We start from the raw sequence: 16,063 nt of genomic DNA on the forward strand, positions 1-16,063 counted from the left end.
CCGTTCGTCCGCGCGCCGGAAAATCGCTCACGGAGATCAATCCGCCCTGCGGTCCCTTGCGCGCCCGACGCTGTCGCGTCCATCGCATCCCACCGCGCGTTCGTGACGTGCGCAACGCCCCTTGTCGGGTGAGACGGGCGAATCACTAAAGGTGATTTGCCCGACGTGTTAAGCGAAATATTTTTGCTTTGAGGGCTTGACACGACTTCTGAAAATCAGAAGTGATTTGCCCGTCGGGTAGATCGGGGCGGCCGAATTGCCTTCCCGATGTCACGCCGCGCTGCGCAGATCCTCCGCCAGCGCCCGGTACGACAGCGCTTCGGCCAGATGCAGCCGGCCGATCTTGTCTGACCCGTCGAGATCGGCCAGCGTGCGCGCGACGCGCAGCACGCGGTGATAGCCGCGCGCCGACAGCCGCATGGTTTCGGACGCATCGCGCAGCAGCTTTGTGCCTTGCGCGTCCGGCTGCGCGATTTGCTCCAGCACCGAGGCCGGGGCTTCGGCATTGGTGCGGACGTTCGGCAGGCCGGCGGCGGCATAGCGCGCCAGCTGAATGTCGCGCGCGGCGGCGACGCGTGCCGCCACTTCCGCCGAGCCTTCCGCCGGCGGCGGCAGGATCAAATCGGCGGCGGTCACCTGGGGCACCTCGATGCGCAGGTCGATGCGGTCCATCAGCGGGCCGGAGATGCGTGCCTGGTAGTCGGACGTGCAGCGGTCGACGCGTCCGCGCTTGCAGGCGTAACCGGGTTCATAGGCGTGGCCGCAGCGGCACGGGTTCATCGCGGCGATCAGCATGAAGCGCGCGGGGTAAGTGACGCGGTGATTGGCGCGCGACACCGCGACCTCGCCGTTCTCCAGGGGTTGGCGCAGCGAATCCAGCACGCGGGCGTCGAACTCCGGCAACTCGTCGAGGAACAGCACGCCCTGATGCGCCAGCGAGATCTCGCCGGGTTTTGCGCGGATGCCGCCGCCGGTCAGCGCCGCCATGCTAGCGGAATGATGCGGAGATCGAAACGGCCGTCGCGCGGTCAGCGCACCGTCGCGGATTTCGCCGGCCACCGAGGCGATCATGGATACTTCCAACAGCTCGGACGGCGACAGCGGCGGCAGGATCGAGGGCAGCCGCGCCGCCAGCATTGACTTGCCGGCGCCGGGCGAGCCGATCATCAGGATAGTATGTACAATTAACCCAATGCATTGTGGTTAATTGTCTACAATACCAAAATGATATGTACAATTAACCTCCGCAAGGGTATGGGTTTCCTGTGAAGCCTACACGCCTGAACCCGCTGGACCATGTCTCATCCTCTGGCAACGCAGGGTAGCGGAAAGGTAGAGACTCATCAAGAACATTAAGGGAACACGAGCGGTGGCTCGTCGGGAAGCCAGTGGGATGGCTTTGCTGGACCACTCAGGCGGCGGCAACCCCACCCTCGGCGGCGGGGTCCTTGGCAATGGTCGCATCGCGCTGGCGTGCTTCGAATCCGTAGCAGGCCAGCGCGACAACACGCGGTATCGGGCCGACCGACACATAATTCGCGATCTGTCTGCGGCTCCTGCCAAGAACGGCCGCCGCAGCTTCCTGCGTCAGCCTGTTTTTCGCCAGGAATAGGGAAAAGTCTTTCGGCGTCATGGCCTGTTCGGCCAGCGATTGAATCATGTCCGCCGACATTTCAAGGTCCTCGCCATCCCAGGCCACGGCATCGCCGTCATCCGCCAGACGTCCGGTGGCGAACAGGGCTTCGTCTCTCAGCGGCTTATAGATTTTGTAGCTGTAGATGACCGACCGAAGGTCGACCAAATCCTCCCGGCCCGCGCGACGACCTTCGGCCCACTCGACCCGAAGCGTGAACGGGGGAAGAGGCTCGACGGCTGCCATCCGGGGCAACTCGATGCCGCTATCAATGATCTCATTCTCGCTCATTGAGCCTTCTCCACTCTGATACCAGCAACGCCAGATTTTCTTCTTTACGGGCCCATTCCCGGGCTTCCTCCAGATCCTTCTTCGATGCCTTTCCGGCAATAACCTCCAGCGTGACGATCGCCACCAGCGCCCTTGAATCGGGGCCCCTGAGATGAAAGTGCGGAGGGTTGTGATCTCCCGGATAGATGTAAATTTTACAGTTGCTTAGCGAGGCCTTCAGACTTGCCATGCAGCCCTCGACAACAAATTTAGTGCAATGGTTGCACAATTTCAATAAGGCAATGTGAAGCCATTGCACAAATCCATGGACTCCGAATGCGGTACGAGGGTAACGGAACCCGGAGACAAGATCGCGAACATCCCGGGAACATTGGTGGGGCGCTGTGTCGTGTGCAACCCGGCTCCACCTTATTTGTTCGGCGCTGGCCCGAACCGGCAGCCATAGCGGCTGTCCGCACCGCCCGCAAAATTCCGCTTGAAAAACTGTCCCATCGACGGCGCGGCCATCAGGCCCGCGAACGTCGCCGGCGGCAGATCGCAATACTGGAAGTAGGCGCCCTTGACGCTGACGATCATGCTGGCCTGCGCGGGATCGTAACAGGCGCGCTGGATCAGCGTGCTGCGCGGCGTGTCCCGGCATTCGTAGCTCGTGAGATCGACGGAGCCGCGATCCCTGACCTCGACCGTCTCGGAACCGAATTCGGCCGTCAGCAGCAGTGCGATGACGGTGGTGGCTGCTCCGATCATGTCGCGCGCCTGGTCTTCGTTGGTTGCGCCACGCGGGGGTCGGCCATTGGCCCACCCCCGCACGCACTGCGCATGGTTCAGAGCTGCATGTTCATCGCTTCGGGGTAGTAATGAAATCCCTCTGCGGTCTTGGCGATGTGGCCGAAGCCGGGCCAGGCGAAGTGATAGGACATCACGGGGATCTTGTTGGTGGCGATCATGTCCAGCAACTTCACCCGCGTTTCCGCGGCCTGTTTCGGGTCGGTGTCGTAGGAGAATTGCATCCGCGGCTTCTCCAAGAGCAGGATCGGATGGTGGGTGAGGTCGCCGAGGAAACAGAAGGATTTGCCGTTCGAGGTCACCATGAAGATGGTATGGCCGACGGTATGTCCCGGCGCCGCGATCGCCTGCACACCGGGCAGGAATTCCTGGCCGTCCTTGAAGAACACCAGCCGGTCCTTGACCGGCAACAGGTTCTTGCGGGCGTGGATCACGAAGTCCTTCAGCGGGCCTCCGAGCTTGCCTTCATCGGTCCAGAAATCGAAATCGCTCTGGGCGATGTAGACCTGCGCATTGGGGAACAGCGGCTTGCCGTCTTCACCGACGATGCCGCCGATATGATCGATATGGGCGTGCGAGCAGACCACCGCGTCGATGTCGCCGGGCTTGATGCCGGCCTCCGCCATGCTCTTCTGCTGCCGGCCGGTGGTCGGGCCGAACGCCTTCGAGGTGCCCATGCCGGTGTCGAACAGCACGAGCTTGTCGCCCATGTTGACGATCGGCGAGTTCTGTTCGAGCACGACATTGTCCGGCGAGAGGAAATTGTCGCTCAGCATCTTCTTCACTTCTTCATCAGGCACGCCGATGAAGGTGCCCTTGGGAGGGCCGAGCGGCAGCGGGCCGTCGGACACCACGCTGACTTCGGCGTTGCCTAAATTGAAGCGGTAGAAATATTGCGACTGGGTGCCGAGCTTCGGCGCTTTTGCGAGCGCGCTGCCGCCGAGCATGGCCGATGCGCCCAAGCCGGCGCCGAGTGCGAGCAGGGAGCGTCGCGAAACATCCTGTGTCATGCGTTGTCCTCCGTTTGTTTTTATGGAAATTGTGCGTTGCAGCCCCGGACTGACCTGTCCGCTTGATGGAGCGGGCATCTGCTTAAGTTGCACCCGCTGTCAAAGGCTGGCAAGGGGGCTGGTCTTTTGTAAGGCGAGCTGTCGGCGGGTGACGAAGCGAGAATCATTGTGCAAAGCCCGCATGACAAACCAGCCTGGCGACGCCTTTGCCGGACATCAGGAGTTGGCTTGATATCGTTCCTGAAGCGATGGACCAGAGCCAACCTCTCCGTTCGCGCAGACGACAGCGCCGTCGGCCAGGAGATCATTGCCGAGATACAGGTCCTGTATCGAGCGGCGATCGACGAGGAGGCCGCGCTTGCGTTGGCTCACCAATCGGATCCGTATTACACTTCCTGGCGCGGCCACAATGTCGGCCAGGATGAAATGGTCGCGGCGACCTACGCGGAGCGAGTCATCCTGGCGCCGAGCGTGGCCGAACGCGGGGATCCCGCCGCCTATGTCCGTCGCCTGCTCGACAATCTTGAATCCATCAAGGCGGATTATCGGATATCCGAGGACGATCCGGACGGCTACGGCATCGGATCGTTGCACAGTATTTCGAGGAAGCTGGAATCGTTCACGCGGCGGCTTTAGGGCTCTCGGACCAGAAGCGAGCAACGCGCCGACCGGCGTTGCGCTCAATTCATCCTGGAGGCCGCCACCGGATCGGGTTGCGGCTGCGGCGCTTCCAGCATTTTCAGCGCGGCATCGATCGCGTTGCGCAGATTGGCGGCGGCGGTCGGACTGCAGCGCAACCGCCCCGACGACAGGAATTTGACGTCGGTGAGGCCGTTGGCCGTGGGAACGAGAATGCGGGTCGCGAGCTCGATCTCGACCGTGCCGTTCATGATGCCATAGGCGCCGACGATATCGAAATAGACCAGCGCGGCCGCAGCGCCGGTGTCCTCGTAAGCGAGAGCGGCGGGCGGTTGCGGATTGTCCTGGTCAGCCATGCGGCCTCTCCTCGCGTGATTCGATCGCCCGCAAGGTAGGCTGATCGGCGTATCAGCAACAGCGCTGATTACCCGCGCTTCTTCTCGATCACGTCCCAGATCTTCGCCGCCACATCCGGCCCGCCCAGCCGCGCGATGGCGCGGATGCCGGTGGGCGAGGTGACGTTGATCTCGGTCAGAAAGCCGTCGATGACGTCGATGCCGACGAACAGCAGGCCGCGCTCGCGCAGTTTGGGGCCGAGCGTCGCGCAGATTTCGCGCTCGCGCGGGGTGAGGTCGGTGGCCTTTGCGGCGCCGCCGCGCACCATGTTGGAGCGCAGATCGTCGGCCGCCGGCACGCGGTTGACGGCGCCGGCGAATTCGCCGTCGACCAGGATGATGCGCTTGTCGCCGTGCTCGACCTCGGGCAGGAAGCGCTGGATCACCCAGGGCTCCCGGAACGTCACCGAAAACATGTCGAACAGCGAGCCGAAATTCATGTCCTGCGGCATGACGCGAAACACCGCGGCGCCGCCATGGCCGTGCAGCGGCTTCATCACCACGGCGCCGTGCTCGGCGCGGAAGGCGTTGATCTCGTCGAGGTTGCGCGAGATCAGCGTCGGCGGCATCAACTGCGGAAAATCCATCACGAAGACTTTTTCCGGCGCGTTGCGCACGCTGGCGGGATCGTTCACCACCAGCGTCCTGGGATGGATCCGCTCCAGCAAATGCGTCGAGGTGATGTAGGCGAGGTCGAACGGCGGGTCCTGGCGCAGCAGCACGACGTCGAAGCCCGCCAGCGGCTGTCGCTTCGGCTCGCCGAGGGTGCAGTGATCGCCGACCTCGTCGCGCACGGTGAGCGCTTGCACCGGGGCTATCACCTCCTCGCCGCGCAGCGAGATCTTGTCGGGCGTGTAATAGGACAGCGCATGGCCGCGCTTCTGCGCCTCCAGCAGCAGCGCAAAGGTCGAATCGCCACGGATGTTGATGCGCTCGATGGGGTCCATCTGGACGGCGACGTTCAATTTCATGTAAGGGGTCCGCAAGTTGGTGGGGTGTCGGTGACGGGTCGGAAGGATCAGGTACTGGCGTCGAACGCCGCTAACAGATGGCGCGGCAGGCGCCTCGGCGCAATCAGCACGGCGTCGAAACGCAGCTCGAATTCCGCATGCTCGGGATGCGCCATCAGCCAGGCTTCGGCTGCGGCGATGATGCGCGCCTGCTGCCGCGGCGTCACCGCATAGGCGGCCTCATCCAGGCTGGCGCGTGCCTTGACCTCGACGAACGCCACCAGATTGCGCTTGCGCGCCACCAGGTCGATCTCGCCATGCGGCGTGCGAAACCGTTTTGCCAGGATGCGATAGCCCTTCGCCATCAGATAAGCACCGGCGCGGGCTTCCGCCGACAGCCCGGTGCGAAACGCCGCGACCCGTTCGGGCGAGGCGATCTTTGCCGTTCTGTCGGGCGGCGCTGCGCCGTCAGTCTTCGCCATCGCCGTCCGTTGCTTGCTGGTGCGTCTCTTTGGCGAGTTTGAGCGCGCGGGCATAGATCTCGCGGCGCGGCCGGCCTGATAGTTCGACCGCATGCGCCACCGCATCCTTGACGCTGTCGCGCTGCAGCGAGCTGCGCAACAGATCATCCAGCGCCTGCTCGGTCATCGCCAAAGCGCGGGCCGCCGGCGGGCCGATCACCAGCACGAATTCGCCGCGGGTCTCCAGCGTGTCGGCTTTGGCGGCGAGTTCGGCGACCGGCCCGCGCAAAATCTCTTCATGCAGCTTGGTCATTTCGCGACAGATCGCGGCATCGCGCGTGCCCATGATGCCGGCGAGATCGGCCAGCGTGTCCTGCACGCGGTTGCCGGAGTCGAACATGACCAGCGTGGCGTCGATCCGCGACAGCTCGGTCAGCCGCGCGCGGCGCGCGGTGCCGCGCGACGGCAAAAAACCTTCGAAGAAAAACCGGTCGGTCGGGAGTGCCGCCACGCACAGCGCGGCCAGCACCGAGGAGGGGCCCGGCAGCGCGATCACGGCATGGCCGGCGGCGCAGACCTCGCGCACCAGCTTGAAGCCGGGATCGGAAATCAAGGGGGTGCCGGCATCCGAGACCAGCGCGATCGAGGCGCCCTGCGCCAGCTTTTGCAGGATGACGGGGCGGGCCTGCGCGGCGTTGTGCTCGTGGTAGGGTTTCAGCAGCGCCGAAATCCCGTAGCGCTCGGTCAGCCGGCGGGTCATGCGGGTGTCTTCGCAGGCGATGATGTCGACGCCGGCCAGGGTTTCCAGCGCGCGGATCGTAATGTCGCCGAGATTGCCGATCGGGGTGGCCACCAGATGCAGGCCCGGAACCGCCTTCGGCGCGGTCAGGACGTGGCCGCCCAACGAAAATGTGCGGCTGGCGGGATCCGCGGGGCCATCAGATGTATTTATGGAAGCTGCTTTTGGGCGCATAATGCCAATCTAGAGGGGACGGGGCGCGGACGCCACAAGGCTGGCGCAAGGCGGCTGCCGGAGGGTATGTCGCGGCGCGCGGGAAGGAAGCAGGGGCCTGCAACCGGCGGCCGGGCGGCGCCGCCACAATCCTTTTGATTTGGTTAACTATTCGTCGACAATATGCCTGAATCCACCCCCCTGATCACTGGGAGGTCGAAGTGCCGGCCGCAACAGGCCGGTCAAGAGAAGAGATGCGATGCTGGGGCCACTCGAACCCAAATCTTGGCCTTTCAAGCCGCCGTCGGGGGCCACCCGGCGCACAGCACTCGGCCTGATTCTGGGCGCGCCGCTGCTCGGGGCCTGCGCGGGCGGCTCGATTTCAAATCCGTTCAGTTCGGGACCCGATGCCGGTCCGGCGGGACCGCCGCAGCAGCCGCAGGCCGTCGGCACCGGCGGGGTCAAGGTCGGGCTGGTGCTGCCGCTGTCAGCGTCCGGCAATGCCGGCGTCGCGGCGCAGTCGATGAAGAATGCCGCCGAGATGGCGCTGGCGGAATTCCAGAACCCCAATATCCAGCTCCTGATCAAGGATGACGCCGGCTCCCCGCAGGGCGCGAGCCAGGGAACCCAGCAGGCGCTCGACGAAGGCGCGGAGATTATTCTCGGTCCGCTGTTTGCGGCGTCGGTGCCGTCGACGGCCGCGCTGACCCGCGCCCGCGGCGTCTCCGTGATAGCGTTCTCGACCGATTCGAGCGTCGCCGGCCGCGGCGTCTACCTGCTCAGCTTCCTGCCCGAGTCCGACGTCAACCGGATCATCGAATACGCCGCCAGCACCGGCAAGCGATCATTCGCGGCGCTGCTGCCCGACAATGCCTATGGCAACGTCGTCGAAGCCGCGTTCAAGCAGGCAGTCGGCCGCAAGAACGGGCGCATTGTCGCGTTCGAAAAATACGGCGCCGACCGCGCCACCGCGGCGCGCACCGTGGCGCAGGCGCTGGGTTCGGCCGATGCGCTGTTCATCGCCGACGACGGCGACTCCGTGGTTCAGGTCGCCGACGCGCTGACCGCGGCGGGCGCGAATCTGAAGAACATCCAGCTGCTCGGCACCGGTCTGTGGGACAATCCGCGGGTGTTCGCGAGCCCGGCGCTGCAAGGCGGGCTCTATGCCGCGCCGGATCCGTCCGGCTTCCGCGCATTCTCCGGCCGCTACCGGGCCAAGTTCGGCGCCGATCCGGTGCGCACCGCCACCTTGGCCTATGACGCGGTGGCGCTGGTCGCCGCCCTGGCGCGTACGCAAGGCGGCGCGCGGTTCTCGCCGGAAGTGCTGACCAATCCGTCGGGCTTTGCCGGCATCGATGGCCTGTTCCGGTTCCGCGCCGACGGCACCAACGAACGCGGCCTCGCCGTCATGAAGGTGGGATCGGGCGGCGGCACGCCGGTCGCGGGCTCGCCGAAGAGTTTTGGGGCGTAGCATCGTCGTGCCTGCGAACGCAGGCACCCATACGCCGCGGCGGTTATTATTGAAAAGAGCCGTCTGACGTTTTGCCTTAACGATAGGCTGCGGCGTATGGGTCCCGGATCGGCGCTCGCGTTGCTCGCTTGTCCGGGACGACAGCGCAGAAAAATCTTACGCCGCCAAATCCGCCACCACGGCGTCGAGCACCGGAAATCCGGCCTGCGTCACCCGCAGCCGGCCGTTGGCGTCGACGGTGATGGCGCCTTCTTCGCGCAGGATGGCGATGCGGCCGGGATCGAGCGTGCGGCCGGACAGCGCCGCGTAGCGCTGCGGGTCGATGCCCTCGGTGAGCCGCAGGCCCATCAACAAGAATTCATCGGCGCGCTCTTCGCTGTTGAGATGGTCGTCGACCACGACGCCATGGCCATTGGCCTCGACGCGCATCAGCCACGCCTCGGGGCGCTTTTCGGTGGCGATGGCGTGCCTGGTGCCATCGATATCGAGCCGGCCGTGGGCGCCGGGACCGATGCCGGCATATTCCTCGCCGCGCCAGTAGACGAGGTTATGTTTGCACTCGGCGCCTGATCGCGCGTGGTTGGAAATCTCGTAGGACGGCAATCCGTGTTGGGCGCAGACTTCCTGGGTGACGTCGTAGAGCGCGCGCGCCACCGCTTCGTCCGGCGTCTTCAGCTTGCCGGCGGCGTGCAGGCCGAAGAACGGCGTGCCCTCTTCGATGGTGAGTTGATAGAGCGACAGATGCTCGGCGGCTTCCGAGATCGCGAGCTTGAGTTCATCCGCCCACATCTGCGGGGTCTGGTCGGGGCGGGCATAAATCAGATCGAACGAATAGCGGTCGAACGCGGTGCGCGCGATCGCGACCGCGTCCAGCGCCTCGCGCGCGGTATGCAGCCGGCCGAGCGCTTTCAGCGAGGCATCGTCGAGCGCCTGCACGCCGAGCGAAACCCGGTTGACGCCGGCTGCGCGGTAGCCGCGAAACCGCGTTGCCTCGACGCTGGTCGGGTTGGCCTCCAGCGTGACCTCGGCATCGGGCGCGACGCGCCAGTGTTTGCCGATCGCATCGAGAATGGCGCCGACGGTCTTCGGCTGCATCAGTGACGGCGTACCGCCGCCGAGAAAGATCGAGGAGACCTCGCGGCCCGGTGCGCGCGCGGCGGTGGTTTCGATCTCGCGGGCAAAGGCCTTGGCAAACCGTTCTTCGTCGATCGGCGCATGCCGGACATGGCTGTTGAAATCGCAATACGGGCATTTCGACAGGCAGAACGGCCAGTGCACGTAGACGCCGAACGCTTTTTCTCTGTCAGCGCTAGTCAAGGCAGATCTCCGCGAGTTTGACGAAGGCGCGGGCGCGGTGCGACAGGCCGAGCCCGAGCGGCGGCAGGCCGTGCTTTTCGAGGCTGGTCATCTCGCCGAAAGTGCGCGTGTGTCCATCGGGCAGAAACGCCGGGTCGTAGCCGAACCCGGCGCTACCGCGCGGCGGCCAAACCAGCGTGCCGTCGGCGCGCGCCTCGACCTCCTCGAGGTGGCCGTCGGGCCAGGCCACGCACAGCGCGGAAACGAAATGCGCTGTGCGCCGGTCCGGCGTGGTGGCGCCGCGCTCCTGCAGCAGGCGCTCGATCCGCGCCATCGCGGCGGTGAAATCCTTGTTCGGTCCGGCCCAGCGCGCCGAGAGAATGCCGGGGGCGCCGTCGAGCGCGTCGACCACCAATCCCGAATCGTCGGCGAAGGCCGGCAATTGCGCGGCGCGGGCCGCCGCCACCGCCTTGATCACCGCATTGGCGCGAAACGTATCGCCGGTTTCGTCGGGCTCGCCGAGGCCGAGTTCGCCGGCCGAGATCGCCTCGACGCCGTGCGGCGCCAGCAGTTCGCGCATCTCGGCGAGCTTGCCGGGATTGTGGGTCGCGATCACGAGCTTGCCGGTGATTCGACGATGCATGGTGCCAGTCTACGCCAGTCGGTCCGCGATCTGAATCACGCCACCGCCATTTTCTGCAGGTCCACCAGCCGCGCCACGCCTTTGCGCGCGAGATCCATCAGCGCCAGGAACTCATCTTGCGAGAACGGCGTCTTCTCGGCCGTGCCCTGCACCTCGATGATGCGACCATCCCCGGTCATCACGAAATTGGCGTCGGTGTCGGCCTCGGAATCCTCGGCGTAATCGAGATCGAGCACCGGGGTGCCGTTGTAGATGCCGCAGGAGATCGCCGCCACATTGTCGCGCAGCGGGTTGGTCTTGATCATGTTGCGCGTCTTCATCCAGGAGATGCAGTCGGCCAGCGCCACCCAGGCGCCGGTGATCGAGGCGGTGCGGGTGCCGCCATCGGCCTGGATGACGTCGCAATCCACCGTGATCTGGCGCTCGCCGAGGGCTTCCAGGTCGACAGCCGCGCGCAAACTGCGGCCGATCAGGCGCTGGATTTCGACGGTGCGGCCGCCCTGCTTGCCGGCGGCGGCCTCGCGGCGGGTACGTTCCAGCGTGGCGCGCGGCAGCATGCCGTATTCGGCGGTGACCCAGCCCCGGCCCTGGCCCTTCAGCCATGGCGGCAGCCGCTCTTCCAGGGTGGCCGTGACAAGCACATGAGTGTCGCCAAATTTGACCATGCAGGAACCCTCGGCGTATTTGACCACACCCCGTTCCAGTGACACGGCGCGCAGTTCATCGGGCGCACGGCGGCTTGGCCGCATGAGAAATCCTCCGAAAAATCAATAAAGACAGGTTCGCGGTGCTTGTAGGAGGGGGAAGCGGCAGCGGCAAGGCTTTTGGGCCTCCGATGCCCGCCTATGGGGACTAATACCTGCTTGTCTCCGGTCGCTGTGATAGACAGATTAGGCTGAGTTCAGGGGAGTATTCTGTGGCCCACCACGATCCGATCGGCCTGATCGCGCCGCATGCCGGGCTTGCCCAGCTCAATGAGCGTTCGCGGGATATTTTCCGTCAAATCGTCGAGAGTTACCTCGCCACCGGCGAACCCGTCGGTTCCCGCAACATTTCGCGCCTGATCGCGACGCCGCTGTCGCCGGCCTCGGTGCGCAACGTGATGTCCGACCTCGAACATCTCGGGCTGATCTATGCGCCGCATACCTCGGCCGGCCGACTGCCGACCGAGCTCGGCCTGCGGTTTTTCGTCGACGCCCTGATGCAGGTCGGCGACCTCACCGAGCCGGAGCGGGAGTCGATCCAGAACCAGCTCGCCTCCGTCGGCAAGGCGCAATCGGTCGAGGCGGCGCTGGGCGAAGCCCTGACCCGGCTGTCCGGCCTGACCCGGGCCGCGGCCGTGGTGCTGACCGCCAAATCCAATTCGCGGCTGAAACACATCGAATTCGTGCGGCTGGAGCCGGAACGGGCGCTGGTGGTGCTGGTCGGCGAGGACGGCCAGGTCGAGAACCGGGTGCTGACGCTGCCGCCGGGCGTTCCCTCCTCGGCGCTGATCGAAGCCACCAATTTTCTCAATGCGCGGATCAGGGGGCGGACGCTGGCCGAGGCCCGGCTGGAGCTGGAAACCGCGCTGACGGAAAGCCGGACCGAACTCGATGCGCTGACGCAGAAGGTGATATCAGCGGGGATCGCGAGCTGGTCCGGCGGCACCAGCGACGACCGGCAATTGATCGTGCGCGGTCACGCCAATCTGCTGGAAGACCTTCACGCGCTGGAAGATCTGGAGCGGGTGAAATCGCTGTTCGACGATCTCGAGACCAAGCGCGGCGTGATCGACCTGTTGGGCCGCGCCGAGCGCGCCGAAGGCGTGCGGATCTTCATCGGTTCGGAGAACAAGCTGTTTTCGCTGTCCGGCTCGTCCACCATCATCGCGCCCTATAGCGATGCCGCAGGGCACATTGTCGGCGTTCTCGGCGTGATCGGGCCGACCCGGCTCAACTATGCCCGCGTGATCCCGACGGTGGACTATGCGGCGCGCATCGTCAGCCGGATGCTGGGCGGCTGATCCGGCCGAAATGGTTGTTTTTTGACGCGTTTTCTTCACGCGAACCGGTACCCGCTTCGCTCGAAAATGCTATGTCGCGCTTGATTTTCCCCGCCTAAAGCACGATATCCGGGCCAGCAAATCCCCCATTGCCCCGGTTCCAAGCGATTTTTTCGAGAAGGCAAGCCATGACTGATCCCAACTGGCAGAAGGACAATCCGGCCGATCCGGCGAAGGCCGCCGAGCCCGTGGTTTCCAAGCCATACATCATGCCCGACGATCCCGAGGAAGGCTCGGTCGAAGCCCTGACCAGGGAAATCGCCGAAACGCGCGACAAGATGCTGCGCACGCTGGCGGAAATGGAAAACCTGCGCAAGCGCACCGCGAAGGAAGTGGCCGACGCGCGGGCCTATGGCATCACCGGTTTCGCGCGCGACGTGCTCGATATCGCCGACAATCTGCAGCGCGCGCTCGATGCGGTTCCGGCCGAGGCCAAGGCCAATGCCGATCCCGGCCTGAAATCGCTGATCGAGGGTGTCGAGCTGACCGAGCGCTCGCTGCTCAACACGCTGGAGAAAAACGGCGTCAAGAAATTCGATCCCGCGGGCGAGAAGTTCGATCCGAATTTCCAGCAGGCGATGTACGAGGTCCCCGACACGTCGGTGCCGGCGGGCACCGTGGTGCAGGTCGTGCAGGCCGGCTACACCATCGGCGAGCGCGTGCTGCGCCCGGCGCTGGTCGCGGTCTCCAAGGGCGGCGCGAAGGCGGCGCCGACACCGAGCGAGCAAGCCTAGAAAAGTTCGGAGCTTGGGCTTCATCCTTCGAGACGCCGCGCGAAGAGCGCGCGGCTCCTCAGGATGAGGACCTACTACTCTCTCATGGTGAGGAGGCGCTTCTTCAGCGCCGTCTCGAACCATCTGGCACCCTGATCGCTCAGGGCACGCCGCTCTATCCCGCCAGCGCATTCTCGGTGACCTTCGGCCAGGAGGTGCCAAAACTCCAGAGATTGCCTTCGGGATCGCGGCAGGCGAAGTCGCGGGTCAACCCAGAAATTCGCGCAGCTTGGCCACGACGCGGCGGTCGACCCAATAGTTCGTGTGCCCATTCGGTGAAACAGGAAATTCTCGGGGCCACGCGCCCTTGCCGATGTGTGTGCCGACGAAATCGTCGATACGGAAGATGTTCAGCCAATCGCGTAGCAGGCCACCATCTTTCTTGTTCGCCAGATTCGGGCGGTTCCCGACCCGCCGAAATGACGACGGGAAATAGTTGCCGTAGAGATGCGTGTAGGGCGAGCCCATCGTTACCAGCCCTATGCCGCCGCTTCCTGCGGGTAGTCCCTTCAGCCACTGCTCGCCCCGAAGGTCGATGAGATCGATCGCAATCATCGTTCCCTGGGAATGCGACACGATGTCGAGCCGGTCAGGCTTCTCGTCGCGGATCAGGTCTCGAATGAGCACGCCCAGCCGGTCGTGGATACGACGACGCAGCCAGTAGCCGCGCGGACTTGCTTTGAATGGAAGGCTGGATTTGTTTTCGAAGAGCAATCCTTCCAGCCATGTTTGCCGCGGCGGCTCGTTGCTCTTGTAGGGATCGTCGGCATTGCCGGACATCCAGGAACCGTTGTTCAGATAGGCCAACACATCGGCGAGGATGCCGAGCCCGGCGGCAAACTCCGCTCTGAAAGAATAGACGAACGCCGAACCGGCGGCCAGAATTGCGAAGATGATCGTGATGGTCCAGTTTTCCAGCAATGCCTTGATCTTGCCGACCCAGGCGACTTCGGGTGAAAAAGAGACGAGCGCGAAAGTTGCAAAGACGAGGGGCAGGAAGATGCTCAGCGCCGTCAGCATCTTCGATGCGATCAACAATCTATAGCGGTTGGCATATTCGTCGGCACTTGCCCCGCTATTCTCCATATAGAACGCCGGCTCTGCAAATTGCCCTCGCGTAAGTTCCAACTTGCGACGGAAAACCAAGGCCGCCACCACGGCGAGCCAGACAAGCACGATGACGGCCGCACCGATTGCAACTAACGCCGCTGCGACAGCTTCCGTTCTGAGACCGAGGTTGTAGGAAGTTGGCAATTTGAGAACGGCGGCCCACAATGCCGCAATCAGGAGGAACCAGAGCAGGGACATCAGGCCGAGCGCAGGAACGATCAGATTCGGCGCCTGCGGCTTCTTACGCCGAATAAACCCGAGAACCCAAACCAGGAGTACTTGGACAAACACCAGGAGCCATGACAGTGACATGAGTGCGAGCATGCGCCAGCCAATGCCAAGCAGGCCGGGATAGATGCGTTTGAAGTCTTCCAAACGCATGCCGGACTCGAGCTTGACCAGCAGGGTTTCGATGGGTGCCACGGCCTTGCTGAAGCCTAGCAGCTCCGGCGATCCGAGCAGGAGAAATGCCACGCCGCACAGCGCAATCCAGCTGAACAGGTGCCGGTAAAGAAAAGCGCCGCGGCCTTGCCGCAGCACAAACCATCCGGCGCCAATGGCGGCCAGCCCGACCGCGATGATTTGCACACGCAACAGAATGACAGCCGCCGGCTTGTCCAGAGCGAATGCCTCCTCGCCAAACACGGCAAAAGCCGCAACCTGCAGCGCCGCTGCAAGCAGTAGTCCCAGCAGCATCACGATGTTCAGTGCAATGATGGGCCCATGGATTGTCAACGCGGCGCCGCGCGCGAACCGGCCGATCCAGCGGTCCTGCCAGTTTTCATCCGGATAGGCGTCCTTCGCGTTCTCGCGGATGGCGTGCGACAGGCCCATTGCCACTTTGAAATAGGCGAGCACGACATCCACGACGCCTGATCCGAACGCCGTCACGTCGCCCCAGAAGAAGTCGGCGATGACGCGCTCCTGCTCCACGGTTGCATCTTGTTTATAGGAACGGTAGCGCCGCACGCGCGCCGGAAACGTGCTCGCTTTGCCCGACGAGTCGTAGGTTTCGGATTCAAGCAGCACAAAGTCGTCGCTGGAGTGCGGCGGCAAGCGCGTCTTTTCGTTCTTGCCATCATCGTCCTGCAACGCCGCCGCAAGCAAATCGGAACTCACCCCTGCCTGTTTCACGCCCACGCCGTGGACGACTACGATGACCTGCTTGGCCATAACATGCTTCCCCCACCTGATGTTTTCAATGCGTCGTCGGCGATGCTTGCCTCCGCCCTGGCGCGGAAAGGCCCTGCAATGACTTGCGCTGCAGAAAAAATGTCCTAACGGAGATCTGCATGCGGTAATGCACCCTATAGTAGAAATACTTTTCTTGGAAGCTCTCGCTTTTCGTGCTTCGACACCAGCCGCAGCGGAGCTGTCTGGCGTCGGTACAGCCTGTCGGCCGCCATTTCGCGACAGGCCGTCATCTCACAGATCAGCCCGACGCGTGCTGCGGCCGGCGCCGGTCGCGGTTTCAAAGGGTGGCGCGAAGGCGGCGGCGACGCCGAGCGAGCAAGCCTGAAAGGCTCGGCGCATTCGCTTCATCCCTCGAAACGCCAAGGTGCCTGATGGTTCGAGACGCGCACCGGACAGCGCATTGGCGCTGCCGGAT

General features: G+C 64.2%; 16 protein-coding genes and 1 pseudogene. 4 read left to right on the forward strand and 13 right to left on the reverse strand.

Annotated features, from left to right (window positions below; all coding sequences use genetic code 11):
* Positions 1–270 precede the first annotated feature (270 nt).
* From Q7T45_RS12785 to Q7T45_RS12805, 5 genes and pseudogenes are all read right to left on the reverse strand, one after another.
* A pseudogene (locus tag Q7T45_RS12785) lies at positions 271–1,179 on the reverse strand (YifB family Mg chelatase-like AAA ATPase); the annotation flags it as partial.
* Between the two features lie 232 nt (positions 1,180–1,411).
* Positions 1,412–1,924 carry a DUF2442 domain-containing protein gene (locus Q7T45_RS12790; protein ID WP_304871264.1) on the reverse strand — a complete coding sequence of 171 codons (513 nt, stop codon included), beginning with the start codon at positions 1,922–1,924 and terminating at the stop codon, positions 1,412–1,414.
* On the reverse strand, positions 1,911–2,153 hold the full coding sequence (locus Q7T45_RS12795) for a DUF4160 domain-containing protein (RefSeq protein ID WP_304871266.1): 243 nt from the start codon (positions 2,151–2,153) through the stop codon (positions 1,911–1,913). The genes Q7T45_RS12790 and Q7T45_RS12795 overlap by 14 nt, the downstream gene beginning before the upstream one ends.
* A gap of 179 nt (positions 2,154–2,332) precedes the next feature.
* On the reverse strand, positions 2,333–2,671 hold the full coding sequence (locus Q7T45_RS12800) for a KTSC domain-containing protein (protein WP_304871268.1): 339 nt from the start codon (positions 2,669–2,671) through the stop codon (positions 2,333–2,335).
* Between the two features lie 77 nt (positions 2,672–2,748).
* The gene (locus Q7T45_RS12805) at positions 2,749–3,720 is read right to left on the reverse strand and encodes an MBL fold metallo-hydrolase (protein WP_304871270.1); all 972 of its coding nucleotides are present in this window, start codon (positions 3,718–3,720) and stop codon (positions 2,749–2,751) included.
* Positions 3,721–3,948: 228 nt separating this feature from the next.
* Here Q7T45_RS12805 and Q7T45_RS12810 point away from each other — a divergent pair, with 228 nt between their 5' ends.
* Positions 3,949–4,356 (forward strand): hypothetical protein, encoded by a 408-nt coding sequence (locus Q7T45_RS12810; protein ID WP_304871272.1) that lies wholly within the window; start codon positions 3,949–3,951, stop codon positions 4,354–4,356.
* Between the two features lie 44 nt (positions 4,357–4,400).
* On the opposite strand, the gene Q7T45_RS12815 is transcribed toward Q7T45_RS12810, so the two are convergent.
* The 4 genes from Q7T45_RS12815 to rsmI all read right to left on the reverse strand — a co-directional run bounded on the left by Q7T45_RS12815 (position 4,401) and on the right by rsmI (position 7,138).
* Positions 4,401–4,715 (reverse strand): hypothetical protein, encoded by a 315-nt coding sequence (locus tag Q7T45_RS12815; RefSeq protein ID WP_304871273.1) that lies wholly within the window; start codon positions 4,713–4,715, stop codon positions 4,401–4,403.
* 68 nt (positions 4,716–4,783) lie between these two features.
* Positions 4,784–5,725, reverse strand: a complete 942-nt coding sequence (gshB, locus tag Q7T45_RS12820; protein ID WP_304871274.1) for a glutathione synthase — start codon at positions 5,723–5,725, stop codon at positions 4,784–4,786.
* A gap of 47 nt (positions 5,726–5,772) precedes the next feature.
* Positions 5,773–6,186, reverse strand: coding sequence for a YraN family protein (locus Q7T45_RS12825; RefSeq protein ID WP_304871275.1), 414 nt, complete (start codon positions 6,184–6,186; stop codon positions 5,773–5,775).
* Positions 6,173–7,138 carry a 16S rRNA (cytidine(1402)-2'-O)-methyltransferase gene (gene rsmI, locus Q7T45_RS12830; protein ID WP_304871276.1) on the reverse strand — a complete coding sequence of 322 codons (966 nt, stop codon included), beginning with the start codon at positions 7,136–7,138 and terminating at the stop codon, positions 6,173–6,175. The genes Q7T45_RS12825 and rsmI overlap by 14 nt, the downstream gene beginning before the upstream one ends.
* Before the next feature lie 238 nt (positions 7,139–7,376).
* On the opposite strand from rsmI, the gene Q7T45_RS12835 reads away from it, so the two are divergent.
* Complete coding sequence (locus Q7T45_RS12835; RefSeq protein ID WP_304871277.1) at positions 7,377–8,588, forward strand: penicillin-binding protein activator; 1,212 nt, start codon at positions 7,377–7,379, stop codon at positions 8,586–8,588.
* A 156-nt stretch (positions 8,589–8,744) separates the two neighbouring features.
* Here Q7T45_RS12835 and hemW read toward each other — a convergent pair whose 3' ends face one another.
* The 3 genes from hemW to rph are packed head-to-tail and all read right to left on the reverse strand — an operon-like array spanning position 8,745 to position 11,276.
* Positions 8,745–9,905 carry a radical SAM family heme chaperone HemW gene (gene hemW / locus Q7T45_RS12840; RefSeq protein WP_304871278.1) on the reverse strand — a complete coding sequence of 387 codons (1,161 nt, stop codon included), beginning with the start codon at positions 9,903–9,905 and terminating at the stop codon, positions 8,745–8,747.
* Positions 9,898–10,527: an RdgB/HAM1 family non-canonical purine NTP pyrophosphatase gene (gene rdgB, locus Q7T45_RS12845; protein WP_304871279.1), complete on the reverse strand. Its 630-nt coding sequence runs from the start codon at positions 10,525–10,527 to the stop codon at positions 9,898–9,900. Before rdgB ends, hemW begins: the two co-directional genes overlap by 8 nt.
* Before the next feature lie 35 nt (positions 10,528–10,562).
* Positions 10,563–11,276 carry a ribonuclease PH gene (gene rph, locus Q7T45_RS12850; protein WP_304871281.1) on the reverse strand — a complete coding sequence of 238 codons (714 nt, stop codon included), beginning with the start codon at positions 11,274–11,276 and terminating at the stop codon, positions 10,563–10,565.
* Positions 11,277–11,443: 167 nt separating this feature from the next.
* Between rph and hrcA the strand changes: the two genes are divergently transcribed.
* Both hrcA and grpE read left to right on the forward strand, forming a co-directional pair.
* Positions 11,444–12,532, forward strand: coding sequence for a heat-inducible transcriptional repressor HrcA (hrcA, locus tag Q7T45_RS12855; RefSeq protein WP_304871282.1), 1,089 nt, complete (start codon positions 11,444–11,446; stop codon positions 12,530–12,532).
* 167 nt (positions 12,533–12,699) lie between these two features.
* On the forward strand, positions 12,700–13,305 hold the full coding sequence (gene grpE / locus Q7T45_RS12860; protein ID WP_304871283.1) for a nucleotide exchange factor GrpE: 606 nt from the start codon (positions 12,700–12,702) through the stop codon (positions 13,303–13,305).
* 246 nt (positions 13,306–13,551) lie between these two features.
* On the opposite strand, the gene Q7T45_RS12865 is transcribed toward grpE, so the two are convergent.
* A complete protein-coding gene (locus Q7T45_RS12865) occupies positions 13,552–15,627 on the reverse strand; it encodes a hypothetical protein (RefSeq protein ID WP_304871284.1) in 2,076 nt (691 codons plus the stop codon).
* Positions 15,628–16,063 lie beyond the last annotated feature (436 nt).

This window comes from Bradyrhizobium sp., assembly GCF_030646015.1.
Lineage (GTDB): Bacteria > Pseudomonadota > Alphaproteobacteria > Rhizobiales > Xanthobacteraceae > Bradyrhizobium.